Source organism: Telmatocola sphagniphila (assembly GCF_018398935.1).
Taxonomy (GTDB): domain Bacteria; phylum Planctomycetota; class Planctomycetia; order Gemmatales; family Gemmataceae; genus Telmatocola; species Telmatocola sphagniphila.
The window spans coordinates 6,204,755-6,218,241 of sequence record NZ_CP074694.1; the positions used below are offsets into that span (position 1 = coordinate 6,204,755).

The 13,487-nt window shown below is 54.1% G+C and carries 10 protein-coding genes; 9 read left to right on the plus strand and 1 reads right to left on the minus strand.

The window, feature by feature from the left end:
- Nucleotides 1-43: 43 nt before the first annotated feature.
- Entirely contained in the window at nt 44-1,120 is a 1,077-nt protein-coding gene (locus KIH39_RS24780; protein WP_213496567.1) for a sugar-binding protein, read from the plus strand.
- A 234-nt stretch (nt 1,121-1,354) separates the two neighbouring features.
- Here the strand turns inward: KIH39_RS24780 and KIH39_RS24785 are convergent, their stop codons facing one another.
- Nucleotides 1,355-2,674: a hypothetical protein gene (locus tag KIH39_RS24785; RefSeq protein WP_213496569.1), complete on the minus strand. Its 1,320-nt coding sequence runs from the start codon at nt 2,672-2,674 to the stop codon at nt 1,355-1,357.
- Nucleotides 2,675-2,928: 254 nt separating this feature from the next.
- Between KIH39_RS24785 and KIH39_RS24790 the strand changes: the two genes are divergently transcribed.
- The 8 genes from KIH39_RS24790 (at nt 2,929) to eno (ending at nt 13,446) form a co-directional block, all read left to right on the plus strand.
- Nucleotides 2,929-4,212, plus strand: coding sequence for an FG-GAP repeat domain-containing protein (locus KIH39_RS24790; RefSeq protein ID WP_213496571.1), 1,284 nt, complete (start codon nt 2,929-2,931; stop codon nt 4,210-4,212).
- 101 nt (nt 4,213-4,313) lie between these two features.
- Nucleotides 4,314-5,321 (plus strand): lysylphosphatidylglycerol synthase transmembrane domain-containing protein, encoded by a 1,008-nt coding sequence (locus KIH39_RS24795; protein ID WP_213496573.1) that lies wholly within the window; start codon nt 4,314-4,316, stop codon nt 5,319-5,321.
- Nucleotides 5,318-6,238, plus strand: a complete 921-nt coding sequence (locus KIH39_RS24800; protein WP_213496575.1) for a glycosyltransferase family 2 protein — start codon at nt 5,318-5,320, stop codon at nt 6,236-6,238. The genes KIH39_RS24795 and KIH39_RS24800 overlap by 4 nt, the downstream gene beginning before the upstream one ends.
- Nucleotides 6,235-7,674 carry a hypothetical protein gene (locus KIH39_RS24805; RefSeq protein WP_213496577.1) on the plus strand — a complete coding sequence of 480 codons (1,440 nt, stop codon included), beginning with the start codon at nt 6,235-6,237 and terminating at the stop codon, nt 7,672-7,674. Before KIH39_RS24800 ends, KIH39_RS24805 begins: the two co-directional genes overlap by 4 nt.
- 10 nt (nt 7,675-7,684) lie before the next feature.
- A complete protein-coding gene (locus KIH39_RS24810; protein WP_213496578.1) occupies nt 7,685-8,845 on the plus strand; it encodes a CPBP family intramembrane glutamic endopeptidase in 1,161 nt (386 codons plus the stop codon).
- Between the two features lie 76 nt (nt 8,846-8,921).
- Nucleotides 8,922-10,853, plus strand: a complete 1,932-nt coding sequence (locus KIH39_RS24815; protein WP_213496579.1) for a sigma 54-interacting transcriptional regulator — start codon at nt 8,922-8,924, stop codon at nt 10,851-10,853.
- 40 nt (nt 10,854-10,893) lie between these two features.
- Nucleotides 10,894-11,748, plus strand: coding sequence for a deoxyribonuclease IV (locus KIH39_RS24820; RefSeq protein WP_213496580.1), 855 nt, complete (start codon nt 10,894-10,896; stop codon nt 11,746-11,748).
- Between the two features lie 393 nt (nt 11,749-12,141).
- Nucleotides 12,142-13,446, plus strand: a complete 1,305-nt coding sequence (eno, locus tag KIH39_RS24825) for a phosphopyruvate hydratase (protein ID WP_213496581.1) — start codon at nt 12,142-12,144, stop codon at nt 13,444-13,446.
- Nucleotides 13,447-13,487: the final 41 nt, after the last annotated feature.

Here is a 13,487-nt window from a genome sequence, read left to right on the forward strand (position 1 = left end):
CGAACGCAATCTGCAATCGATCCATTCGCTCGGGAGTCTGCAAATGCTGCGACTGTCTCTCTGCTTCCTGGCCTTAGTCCTGATGTTTTTGGGCGTCGTGCTGTGCGATGCACCGCTGTCGATCCCTCCCGACAACATCGACCCAAAAGGTTATGTGGCCTACCGGGCCAAGAAGCCGATTGTCATCGATGGCAAACTGGACGATGAAGCCTGGAAAGATGCACCTTGGAGCGACGAATTTCAGGATATCGAAGGCACATCCAAACCGAAACCGCGTTATAAAACCCGCATGAAAATGCTTTGGGATGACGACTATCTTTACATCGCGGCGGAAATTGAAGATCCGCACGTCTGGGCCACACTCAAGCAGCACGATTCAGTGATTTTCCAGGATAACGATTTCGAAGTCTTCCTCAGTCCCGACGGCGACAGCCACAACTACGCCGAGATGGAAATGAACGCCTTTAACACCACCTGGGATTTGCTTTTAACCAAGCCGTACAAAGATGGCGGCAAGGCACTCAACGGCTGGGATGTCATCGGCCTGAAAACCGGCGTGCATGTGAATGGTACGATCAATGATTCCCGCGATCGGGATAAAGGTTGGACCGTCGAAATTGCCTGGCCGATGACGGGCCTCAAGGAATTAAGCCGGGTTCCCGTACCGCCGCGCGATGGCGATCAGTGGCGGATTAATTTCTCCCGGGTGGAGTGGGATATCAACATCGTCGATGGCAAATACGAAAAAGTGAAAGGCAAGCCGGAGAATAACTGGGTCTGGTCACCTCAAGGAGTGATCGACATGCATCGGCCCGAACGCTGGGGCTACGTTCAATTCAGCACGGCCGCACCGGGAACGATAAAATTCAAACCCGATGCCGCACTCCCCACCAAGAATGCTTTGCACCGAATCTACTACGCTCAGCGAGAATATTACGCCAAACATCAGAAGTACGCGGCTTCTCTTGAGGAACTGGGCGTGAAGCTGCCCGAAGGAATCACTCAGAAACCCAAATTCGAAATCACCACTAACGGCTACGAAATACATCTGTTGCAACCCGGCACTCCGGAGAAGACCTGGACCATCACGCAGGATGCCCGCATCTGGGCCAGCAAGTAAGTCTGCGGGTTGATTAGTAGGGTTGTCGAACCGTTCCACTTGCCAGAGAAATCGTCGATGAACAGACGGGCCGTGAAGGATATGGAAATCGGGCGATTCAGCTAATTCGAAGGGACCAGCACTAACACAAATTTGGGGCATCCGGATAGGACACCCCGCTACGAATACCACCAGCCTATGTACCGTCTCGATCTGGCGGACAACCTATTTTATTTGCCCGCCAGCCAGCAGTGACTATTTCTTGAACTCGATAGCGTTGGCCAGTTCCACATCCTTGGTGCCGATCTTGTTGGCATTGGCCGCCCGGGTGGTGAAGGTCGCCAGCAGGTGATCCCCCTGGGGGCTAACGATCATGTAGTAGCCTTGGATCACTTTCAGACCATCCATATCCCCGCGGGCGACGATGCGATAAATCCAGCGATCATCATCGGAAGCGACCTGTCCGGCATCCAGAATCTCTTCGAACTTCCAGGCCTTGGAACCCATGATCGCCTGCTTGAAATCTTCGATTTCAATCTTCTTGCCGGGTGCCAATTTTTCCCAGGGCAGTATAGTCGCCTGTACCAGGAACTCACCTCGATTGAGCAACCGGAGGATGCAATGCTCTTCGGTCTGACTCACAACGCTCCAGTCACGGGAGTGCAGGAACGTATAGCGGCCCTTCAGATCTTTCACGCTCAGCGTTTTCAGAAGACCGGGAGGATCATCTTCGGCCGGCACGCCGACCAGCGCGGCGGGATTCAATTCTTTGGGCTCCACGCTGAGATATTCCCGCTTGACAGTGATATTGCATTTCAGCGAAGCGATCGGCGAAACTGGGCCCTGATCGCGTTCGTCGTTCTGGTTCCAGGTCAGCTTCACAATCCGGCTCTTCAGAAGATCGTATTCCACCGTGGCATCAATCGCCTGTTTCACTTGAGCCCCGGCTTCGATGCCACTGGCATCGCCGACGATACGCAAAATGGCCAGCCCCTCTTTAACTTCCTTGAACGTTCCCTTGAGGTTCTGATCGATCAAACCATCGAACTGACAGAAGCTTTGAACGCAGGCACTTCGGATGCTCCAGGTGTCACCGATTTCAACTTCTTTGTTCGGTAGCAAGCCGGTCAGGTGCAGAGTATCGAAATGGTCCTGGGTCACTTCCAGTTCCGGCCGGGTCAGTGGACCGCCGGGGCTGTAGCACAAATGCTGATCGTTGATGCGCTGAGCGACGATCAGCGAACGTTCGGGCCGCAGTGTCCGTCGGATGGGATCGTTACCAATGGTGGCCGAGCTATCGGCCTTTTCATAACGGCGGGCCGTCTTGCAGGTCAGGCCATTCAAATCCTTGAGGGTTTTCTCGAAATAGATGTGCGTACTCTGGGCATCGACTGGTATTTCGAGCGGTTTGCCTTCGCGCGTGACTTTCAGAACGCCTTTGATTTTGGTATCCAGCTCGATCTTAAAGCATTCCCCCACTTTGGGGTTTTCTATTAGCGAGTGCTTCTGGGCCGAAGCATGGTCGGGATAAATCAGAGGGAGCGAAAACAGTCCTATCAAGAGCCAAGCCCGCATGGCAACTCCTGGCATTATGCCGAACACCTGTGTGGATTATTCAGTCTGTGGTGTTTAAATCGACCATATCGGGGAGCTGCTGCGGACTCGAAAGGGGTTTGAATCGGCTCGAAGGCGTTATTCCACTCCTACGACCGGCAAAGTTTTGCTCACCCCCGCAATTTAAACCGCGGGAGTTTATTTCGAAAAACCTTGATTCGGCTTCAAGTCTTACCCATAATCAGCTTCACCTACCTCAGCAAGGAGTCTCTCCCATGCGTTTTTTGTTTACGCTTCCCTTCATTTTGGCCGGTGTTCTGGTGGCAATACCCAGCCAACCGGTTACCTCTCAAGAAAAAGCCACAACCACGGTCGCCTGGCAGCGAATTGTCATCGATAAGAAATTTCGCGCCGAAGGCGTGGCCGTCGCCGATGTGAATAAGGACGGCAAGATCGATATTATGAACGGCGAATACTGGTACGAAGCTCCCAACTGGACCCCGCACGAAATGCAGCCGCCGCGCGAATACTACATGGGGCTGGGGCCAGATGGTAAAGGCAATAATTACAGCCATTCGTTCGCCTGCTGGGCGGAAGATATCAATGGCGATGGCTACCCCGACCTGATTGTGATCGATTTCCCGGGGGATCCCTGCTTCTGGCTGGAAAATCCCAAGGGCAAGGACGGGCACTGGAAAAAGCACATTATCTGGCACTCGGCCTGCAACGAAACTCCCCAATACGCCGATCTGTTCGGGACCGGCAAAAAAGTGCTGATTATGGGAACGCAACCGGTGGGCAAGCGAGGCGATTCCAATGAAGGGCAGATGGCCTACTTCACCCCCGGTAAAGATCCCACCGCGCTGTGGGAAATGCATCCGATCAGCGAACCGAGCACTCCACCGACGATCAAGGACGGCAAGCCGGTTCCAGGTACGGGTAAAGTCATTCCCGGGACGAATCGCTTCTCGCATGGTCTGGGTGTCGGCGACGTCAACGGCGATGGTCGATTAGATGTGATCTGCACCGACGGCTGGTGGGAACAACCCAAGGAAAAGAGCGATAAACCCTGGGTATTCCATCCGGCTCGCTTAGGCGAACCCTGCTCCGATATGTTCGCGTATGATATGGATGGCGATGGCAAGAATGACATCATTTCCGCTTCGGCGCATAAGTTCGGCATCTGGTGGTACCACAACCGCGGGCTGGATGCGAAGGGCAATCCGACCTTCCTGAAGCAGGATCTGTTTCCCGATCTGGTTTCCGAAACCCACGCCATGCACTTTGTCGATATCGACGGCGACGGTTTGAAGGATCTGGTCACCGGAAAACGCTTTGGCTCGCACGGCTACGGCGAACCGGGGGCCGAGAAACCGGCGATGCTCTACTGGTTCAAAGCCAGCAAGGACAAATCGGGCATGACGCAGTTCACGCCGTTCCCGATCGATAATGATTCCGGTGTGGGGACTCAGTTCGCGGTCGCTGATGTCAATGGCGATGGCAAACTGGATGTAATTGTTTCCAATAAAAAGGGTGTTTTCCTTCACCTTCAGAAGTAGAAACGCCGGATGTAGCAGTCTTAACTTCGCCCACCTCTTATTCATTTCCGGGGTTAGCGGACTGCACTCGATATCCGCGAGTACGACGATACAATAGTTGAATGAATAAAGGACGAAGGCTCGCCAGGATATTCATTCAATGGGTGCTGCCCATCGCCGTGCTCATTGCGATTGCCTGGCAATTCGTCAGTATCCTTTCTCGTCCCGAAGTCCGTGAGCAAATCGACAAATTGCAACTGCGCTGGTATTGGCTGGTCGGTTCGGGAATTCTCTATCTCTGCGCTCATACGATTTGGGCAAATTTCTGGACACGACTGCTTACTCAACAAGGGCTACCGACCTCTCAGGCTACCGGCATCACTGCGTACTTCATCAGCCAGTTGGGAAAATATATTCCAGGCAAAATCTGGGTGATTCTCATTCGGGTGACCATGCTGGGCACAAGCGGAAAATCGCGTACTATCGTTGCGGTCACGGCCACGTTCGAAGCTTTGACATCCATGGCCACCGGCGGTTTTATCGCCGCTCTACTATTGCCGTTGCTGTCGCTCGATCTCACCAAGTTTGGAGCTAAAAACTCTTCTCTTGTGGCGATTGCCCTGCTACCGGTCGGCCTGGTATTTTTAAACCGCTTGATTTACGTGATGGTGAAACGTCAGAGCCAAAGTGGCGAAACCGATATTCCGCTGATGAGTTTTCGAACCATGCTGCTGGGGATTCTTCAGGCAGCGGTCGGCTGGTTATTCCTGGGCTTAAGCTTGTGGATGACCATGCAGGCGATTCTTCCCGAGTTCAGAGCTTTGGAACTGGAGGAACTGGGCCGTCTGACCGCCATCAATGCGATTGCCTACGTCATCGGTTTCATCTTTCTGTTTATGCCGGCCGGGGCGGGTATCCGGGAAGATGTGATGAAAGGACTGCTAACCCCGGAACTTGCAGGCAATTTTGGGGAGGGAGCGGCCGGCGTGGCCCTCTATATCGCCCTGATACTGCGTCTGGTCTGGACCACGGCGGAAATACTTCTGGTCGGCCTCCTGTATTTGCGCAAAAAAAAATTGGGGTCCGTCCCGGTCCCAGTAACGCCGAGCTTGCAGGAGCAAGCGGCATGAGTGCGGACACTGTTGAACCGAAACTGGTTTCCTCTCTCTCGCTGGTCATACCGCTTTTCAATGAACAGGAAAGCCTGGAACCGCTATGGCGGGAGATTCAACAGATCGGCGCTCAGGAACATTATTCCCTGGAAGTCGTTTTCGTTGACGATGGCAGTACCGATGGGTCCTGGGAAGTGATCCGCAAGCTGGCCTCGGAAGATTCTCGAATCAAAGGCATCAAGTTTCGGACCAATTTCGGCAAAGCCGCCGCACTGTCGGCTGGATTCGCGACTGCCCGCGGCGAACTGGTCGTGACCATGGACGCCGATCTTCAGGACGATCCGCACGAGATTCCGAATTTTCTGAAAACGCTTCGACAGGGTTACGATCTCGTCAGCGGCTGGAAGAAAATTCGCTTCGATCCCTGGCACAAAGTGTTTCCCAGCCGGGTGTTCAATTTTCTGGTCAGCAGCGCCACCGGCGTGCACCTGCACGATCACAACTGCGGTATGAAGATTTACAGGCGGGAGGTCACTGGCGAGATTTCGCTCTATGGCGAGATGCACCGGTTTATACCCAGCCTGGCGGTGATGCGGGGCTTCCGCGTCGGCGAAATGGTTTTGCACCACCGACCGCGAAAATTCGGCCGCTCCAAATATGGGGCAAAGCGCTTCATCAAAGGATTTCTCGATCTGATCACGGTGACCTTCCGCAAGCGCTTCGGCCAGCGGCCGATGCATCCGCTCGGTTTCATCGCAGGCTTCTCGATCTCGGTAGGGGTGGTGGTTTGCCTCTTAGGCCAGCCCGGCTGGGCTTGGTTTCTCTGGCTCGTCGGCTTCCAATTTTTCCTGAGCGGTTTACTGGCCGAATTGCAATTAGGCCAGAAGAGTGAACGCCTTGAGACTTATGCAGTCTCAGATCGGATCGGATCATGAACGATGCGATCTTAATTCGGAAACTGGCCTGCCGGCTACTGATGTTTCTGGTCATCGGCTGTATGACTGCGCGGCTATTCGCCGTGGAAAATGTCCTCGAGCCGAGTCTGATCAAACGCTACGACCGCAACTTTCCCGCGAGTAACCCGCTACCCTCTCCGACCTTTTCCGCCAACGATCGGGCTCGCTGGGCGACCGTTCGCGCTCTGGTGGATCGGGGCACTTTTGTGATTGGGGAGAGGATCGAAGATAGCGGCAGTCCTACGGGCTACCGGGATGAAGGGATTCTGTTCGAAGAATCCTATCGCTCGATCGATGTGGTCATGAATCCGGAAACTCAAAAATTTTATGGAACCAAGCCGCCACTTTTGACGGTAATTGTTGCTGGCGAGTACTGGTTACTTAAGAAAATCACCGGCTGGGATATCGATCGAGATCGCTGGCCGGTGGTTTGTACGATTCTGCTGACACTGAATATTCTCCCATTCGCGATATATCTGTTCCTGATTGAACGCTTACTCGATTCGATGCCGGTCAGCGAAGGAGCCAAACTCTTCACCTTCGCGGCCTGCTGTTTCGGGACTTTTCTGACGACTTTTTCCAACACACTCAACAATCACACTCCCGCCAGTTTCTGCATTCTGTTCGCACTCTATCCCTGGTTGAAATCTCGGTCGGCCGGGGAATCGCTCTCGGCGGGGGCGGTTCTCATTTCAGGGTTGCTGACCGGTTTTGCCGCCTCTCTCGATCTACCGGCCGCGGCATTCGCGGGTTTACTCGGCCTTTTGGTACTCCGTCAATCCTTCGGCCGGGCGTTTTTGTTTGCCGTGGGGGTGATCATTCCGCTGGTAATTCAGGCGATCATCAATTACTGGGCGATCAGTGAATGGCAGCCCATTTATGCGAAGTTTGGCGGCCCCTGGTATGAATTTGCCGGTAGCCACTGGCTGAAACTGAAGCAAACGCCGCGGCCGCCGGGCATCGATTTTGCGGATGAACCCAAAACTCTTTACGCTTTTCATCTCCTGGTGGGGCATCACGGGTGGTTTAGCCTGACACCGGTCTTTTTGCTGGCTCTCCTAGGGCTGATAAAACCCCCGGCACGATTCGAAAATCCTAATTCTGCCTTGACTTGGAATCAATTTCGAATTTTGACCGCAGTGGTGGCAAGCGTGGTCTTCACGTTCTACATTTTGAGAACGAATAACTATGGTGGCTTTACCAGTGGGCCGCGCTGGTTATTCTGGATGACGCCACTATTCCTGCTGCATCTTCCCGCGGCCTGGACACTTGTGGAAAGATCGGCGACGGGGCGATTCCTCGCCGAAATGGCTCTGGCCATATCGGTTTTCTCGACCAGTTTTCCGATCATGAATCCTTGGCGACATCCCTGGCTTTTGCAACTGGGCGAATATTGGCATTGGTTCCGCTATTAAACCGGGTGACATGAATCCTGAACAAGAAGAAGACGAACTGCTCTTTCAGAAAGCGGAAGTGGAATGGACCGATATCCCCAATTCCATGCCCAATTCTCTGGACGAGCTGATACTTCCGGTTGAATACCCTGCAGTGAGTGAAGCTCCGGTGGTCGCACGCGCGGCCAGTCTTTCCCTATTTCGGGCCATCCTGTGGTGTCTGCTTTTTCTTTGCGTCACGCAGTTTCTGCCGCTGGTGGGTGTGTTCGTTTACTACTTGTTGGCTCGTCCCGATATTCAGCAGGCGGTTACCAAAGATCCCGGTCTATTGCTGCACGATCCCTCGATACTCCCAACTCTGATTGTCACCGGACAGTTGACAGCCGTTTTATTCGCAGTGGGTCTCACGTTCTGGAAATTCGGCAAGCAGTGGCCCCGTCTGATCGCTTTGCGGTTGCCTAAGCTGGATCACCTGATTCTGGTGCTTCTGGGTATGCCTGCGCTCTTCGTGGTCATTCACAGTTTGGAAGCGGTGGTTCGCTACCTGCCGGACATCGAGATTTCCGACTCCGGCTCTTTGAAGGAATTGATGTCGAAACTGGTGGATTCCACGTCGTCGTGGCCCTGGCAGTTGGCCGTGTTCGCCATCGGCATTTGCCCGGCGATCGCGGAAGAGTTCTTTTGCCGGGGAGTGCTGGGACGAGGGCTTGTCGGCCGATACGGTTTTTTACCCGGTATCCTAATCACCTCCCTGCTTTTTGGCGCTCTGCATGTGGAGCCGCATCAGGCCGTGCTGGCCACCTTCATGGGCGTCGTGCTGCACGGCTGCTATGTGGCGAGTCGTTCTTTCCTGATTCCGGTGCTCATTCATTTTTTGAATAACAGTCTGGCGGTTTTATCCGTATCCAAGACGGGTAATGTTCCGCTGTTTACCTCGCTCGAGGAGACTTACGAGCGAAACGGATATATATTTCTGTTTTCGGCGACCATGGTCCTGGCGACCATCGGACTAGCGTTTTACCAGAGCCGCTTTCAGGCGATTCCGCTCGATGGCCGAACCTATCCCGATTCGGTCGAAATACCCGAGAAAAACAGCGATCTGGCGCTCTTCCGCGAACCGATTCCGCCGGGAACGATCGTGCTGATCGTTCTGGCACTGAGCGGCTTCTCCGCCATTTGGTGGAACCTCTAAAGGCGAATAAGACACATACCCGGTTGACAGTTTGCCCTAGAATAAAAGTTCTGCTTATTTTTACCGGGTAAAATCCATGGCTGAAAAAGCATCTGCTTATCTCGTTCAGCGCCTGGGTACGGGTTTCGGCGAAGTCGAGCCCCTGTACGCCGGTAGTGTACTGCACGTCGGCCGATCACCGAAGAACGATCTGGTTTTAAAAGATGACTTGAGTAGCCGGGATCATGCCGAACTTTACTTCGCGGAAGACCGCTGGTATTTGCGCGATCTGGAAAGCCTCAACGGCACCAAACTCAACGGCGAAAGAGTGCACGGCGACGTTTCCCTGACCGAGGGAGATGAAATTCTCTTCGGCCAGAGTCACTTTTCGTTCGTCGAGAATCTCAACAATCTGCCCGGCTATGTCCCGGAAACGGTGCTGATGAGCTCTCCGGAAACCGATAAAATCACCATTTCGCAGCCCTCGACGAAATACCATCTGATTCCCGATCAGCTCCAGAAGCTCAGCGAAAACTACCCCGAAAAGAAAGATACCATTCTCGGGTTGGGAATTCTCTATCGGCTGGGCGTGGACATGGGGAAGGCCACCACGCTCGAAGAGCTGGTCGGCTTCGTTCTGAAAGGGTTGATGGAAGGAGTACCGGCCGAAGTTGGGGCGGTCTTATCCGTCAAGGATTCGCGCAGCCAGGAACTGATCGCTTATCAGCACCGGCACGCCAATGCCAAGAATTACCACAAGGTTTCTCAGTTCGTCACGGAAGAGGTGCTTTCGCACAAGTCGGCGATTATCGCTCAATCGGTGAATACCGATCCGCGTTACAAACATCGCGATAGCATCGCCGATCTCAAGGTTCTCAGCCTGATTTGTGCCCCGGTGATCTTTGAAGAAAAAGTGCTCGGGCTCATTCACTTGTATTCCACGGGTGCCAGCACACTGCACTCGGAACATCTGTTCTTTACTCAGGCTGTGGCCGGGCAACTCGGTATAGCCTGGCACCAGTTGAAGCGGCAGCAGGCCCTTTCCAGCATGAACCGCGAATTGCGGGATACGCTGAAACTGGAAAGCGAACTGGTCGGCTCTTCTCCGGCTCTCAAATCGATCTTGGGCCAGGTAGCCCGGGTTGCGGAAACCAACGCCACCGTGCTGATTCGCGGCGAAAGTGGCAGCGGCAAAGAGTTGATCGCCCGGGCGATCCACTTTAACAGCCCGCGCAAAGAGGGGCCGTTGGTTTGCCTGAACTGCGCAGCCATCACGGAATCGCTCATCGAATCGGAACTGTTCGGCCACGAACGCGGCGCCTTCACCGGGGCCACCGAGAAAATGATCGGTAAATTCGAAGCAGCCGACCACGGAACGATTTTCCTCGATGAAATCGGCGAAATGCCGCTTTCCACGCAGTCGAAGTTTCTGCGCGTTCTGGAAGGCCATTCGTTTGAACGGCTGGGAGGAAACAACCAGATCCGCGTCGACGTACGCGTAGTGGCGGCCACCAATCGCGATCTGGAAGACGCCGTCCGGCAGGGCAGTTTCCGCCGGGATCTTTTCTTCCGGCTGCAGGTCATCGAGTTCCAGGTGCCGCCGTTGCGAGATCGGCTGACCGATATTCCCGAACTGGCCGATTATTTTCTCAAGCGATTCACCAAGGAAGTCGGCCGCAAGATCAAAGGTTTTACTCCCGGGGCGCTGCAGAAATTGCAGACCTATCACTGGCCCGGCAACGTCCGCGAATTGAAGAATGTCATCGAACGCTGCGTGGCACTGAGTAGCGGCCCGATCATCGACGCTTCGGATATCTGGCTCAGCAGTCTGGATTTGAAGCCATCGACTTCGGTGATTGCCGCGTATGAGCCACTTTCCATCGAAGAGCTGGAACGCCGGCATATTATGGCCACTCTGGAACATACCCAGTGGAATAAAAGTCAGGCGGCGGGCATTCTGGCTATCGAACGTTCCACGCTCGATAGAAAGATCAAAAGTTACAACATCAAGCGCGAGAGCGACGACTGACCGTTCCCGTCGATTTTTTGGATTAGCAGAAAGGGTATCCATGCCGCTGTTCGGTGCGCACATGTCCATTTCCGGCGGCTACCATAAAGCCATTGAAGCTGCGGAGGAATTCGGCTGCGAAACCTTTCAGATGTTCAACAAGAACGCCAGCCAGTGGAAAGGCAAAGTGCTGGTCGATGAGGAAGTGGAACTTTTCAAGGATAAACTCAGCACCACCAAACTCAAGCATCCGACGGCCCACGATTCCTATCTGATCAATCTCGCTTCACCCGATCAAGCTCTGTACCAGAAATCGATCGATGCTTTTTGCGAAGAGATACGCCGTTCCGATAGATTCGGGTTGCAGTATCTGGTGGCACATCCGGGCGCGCACGTTGAATCGGGGGAAGAAGCGGGACTGGAGCGAATCGTTTCCGCACTGGATGAGGTTTGCGAAACTTTAGGCGAATTTCAGGTTATGGTTCTTTTAGAGACGACGGCGGGGCAGGGAACCACTTTGGGGCATCGCTTCGAACACCTCGGCTACATTCTCAAGAATGTGAAATCGCCGGATAAATTTGGTGTATGTCTGGATACCTGTCACGTTTTCGCGGCCGGGTACGACATTAGCCAGCGTTCAGGCTATAAAACGACCTTCGAAGAGTTTGACCGAACTATTGGGTTGAAACAATTAAGATTATTTCACCTGAACGACAGCAAAAAACCACTGGGATCCCGGGTCGACCGGCACGAACATCTGGGGCAGGGTTGCATTGGGAAAACCGCTTTTGAGCTTTTAGTTCAAGATCCCCGGTTTGCCAAACATCCGATGATTCTGGAGACGCCGAAATCGGAAGGGGAGCGGAAGGATATGGACCGCGACAATCTCAAGTTCCTGCGACAGCTAGTGAGTTAAATCTTAACATCTTCATATTCCGCTCTTCGCATCTCAAGTTGGGCCGCGAATTGTTCCGATAATTTTTATGTCGAAGCGAAATTAGCGAATAGATCCGTTCGGTCTTGGTTCGATGCGACAAGGGCTGATCACCCTTGTCTTCCCGTGTCCAAGAGCATCCCAGCAGCGACCCCCGACGCTATGGGACGCATCCACCGGCGGATCCGTGAGGCTCCGGATTGCAGCGAAACGGACCGCGTTGGGAAAACGCCACGCAAGTGACGCAAAATCTCTAGCGACGGAACGCACGTTTCAAAGCGCCGGAGCCTCTTCTTTTTCCCGTCTTGAAATACAAGTCACAGCCCATATCCGATTCATTGTGACTTGTCATCCTACTTTTAATTGAAGGCAGCAATGAGTCAGTCGAGCATCAAGTTGGTTAAAGCCCGCGAGATTCTGGATAGCCGTGGCAATCCTACCATCGAAGTAGACGTCACGCTGGCCGATGGCACCCTCGGTCGAGCCGCCGTGCCCAGCGGAGCCAGCACCGGCGCCCACGAAGCCGTCGAACTTCGCGATGGCGACAAAAAGCGCTACTTGGGCAAAGGCACGCTGAAGGCCGTCGAAAACGTCGATAAGCTGATCAACCCGGCTCTGGCCGGTTTCGACGTCTACGATCAGGTCGGGCTCGATCGCAAACTGCTGGCTCTCGATGGCACGGCCAACAAAGCCAAACTCGGCGCTAACGCCATCCTCGGCGTTTCCATGGCGGCGGCCCATGCGGCGGCCAATCAGTTGAAGGTTCCGCTGTTCCGCTATCTCGGAGGAACCAACGCCAAGGTGCTGCCGGTTCCGCTGATGAACATCATGAACGGCGGCAAGCACGCCGATAACACCATCGATTTTCAAGAATTTATGATCATGCCGATCGGTGCCCCCACTTTCCGCGAAGCTCTGCGAATGGGCGCGGAAGTCTTCCACAGCCTGAAAAAAGTGCTTCACGACAAGGGCCTGAATACATCAGTAGGCGATGAAGGGGGCTTCGCCCCGAATATCGCCAGTGCCGATGAAGCCCTCCAGACTTTGGCGACGGCCATCGAAAAAGCGGGTTACAAGCTCGGCGTGGATATCGTGTTCGCACTCGATGCCGCCTGCACCGAACTCTACGAAGAAGCCAAGCACAAGGGCAAGGAAGGCTACTGCTTCTTCAAGAGCGCACCTGATAAGATCATTTCCTCAGACGAAATGATTGCTCTCTGGAAAGGACTTTGCAGCAAGTGGCCGATCCGCAGCATCGAAGACGGCTTGAGCGAAGACGACTGGGCAGGCTGGGGCAAATTGACCAAGGAACTGGGCGATAAGATTCAGCTGGTAGGCGATGACCTGTTTGTGACCAACGTCACCCGTCTGCAGCGCGGCATCACTGACAAGTCGGCTAACAGCATTCTGGTGAAGGTGAATCAGATCGGTAGTCTGACCGAGACACTCGACTCCATCGAACTCGCCAAGCGCCACCAGTTTACCACGATCATCAGCCATCGCTCGGGCGAAACCGAAGATACCACCATTTCGGATATCGCCGTGGCGACCAACGCGGGCCAGATCAAAACCGGCTCGGCGAGCCGCACCGATCGTATTGCCAAGTACAATCAGTTGCTGCGTATCGAAGAAATGCTGGGCAAAGACGCCGTGTATGGGGCCAGTCTGTTGAAGAAATAGAACCGTTGGCTCATTTCCGACGTAGGAACTCCAGATCGGGA

Coding starts and splice junctions, on each gene's coding strand:
- KIH39_RS24780 (WP_213496567.1), top strand. CDS start 44: ATGCTGCGACTGTCTCTCTGCTTCCTGGCCTTAGTCCTGATGTTTTTG.
- KIH39_RS24785 (WP_213496569.1), bottom strand. CDS start 2,674: ATGCGGGCTTGGCTCTTGATAGGACTGTTTTCGCTCCCTCTGATTTAT.
- KIH39_RS24790 (WP_213496571.1), top strand. CDS start 2,929: ATGCGTTTTTTGTTTACGCTTCCCTTCATTTTGGCCGGTGTTCTGGTG.
- KIH39_RS24795 (WP_213496573.1), top strand. CDS start 4,314: ATGAATAAAGGACGAAGGCTCGCCAGGATATTCATTCAATGGGTGCTG.
- KIH39_RS24800 (WP_213496575.1), top strand. CDS start 5,318: ATGAGTGCGGACACTGTTGAACCGAAACTGGTTTCCTCTCTCTCGCTG.
- KIH39_RS24805 (WP_213496577.1), top strand. CDS start 6,235: ATGAACGATGCGATCTTAATTCGGAAACTGGCCTGCCGGCTACTGATG.
- KIH39_RS24810 (WP_213496578.1), top strand. CDS start 7,685: ATGAATCCTGAACAAGAAGAAGACGAACTGCTCTTTCAGAAAGCGGAA.
- KIH39_RS24815 (WP_213496579.1), top strand. CDS start 8,922: ATGGCTGAAAAAGCATCTGCTTATCTCGTTCAGCGCCTGGGTACGGGT.
- KIH39_RS24820 (WP_213496580.1), top strand. CDS start 10,894: ATGCCGCTGTTCGGTGCGCACATGTCCATTTCCGGCGGCTACCATAAA.
- eno (WP_213496581.1), top strand. CDS start 12,142: ATGAGTCAGTCGAGCATCAAGTTGGTTAAAGCCCGCGAGATTCTGGAT.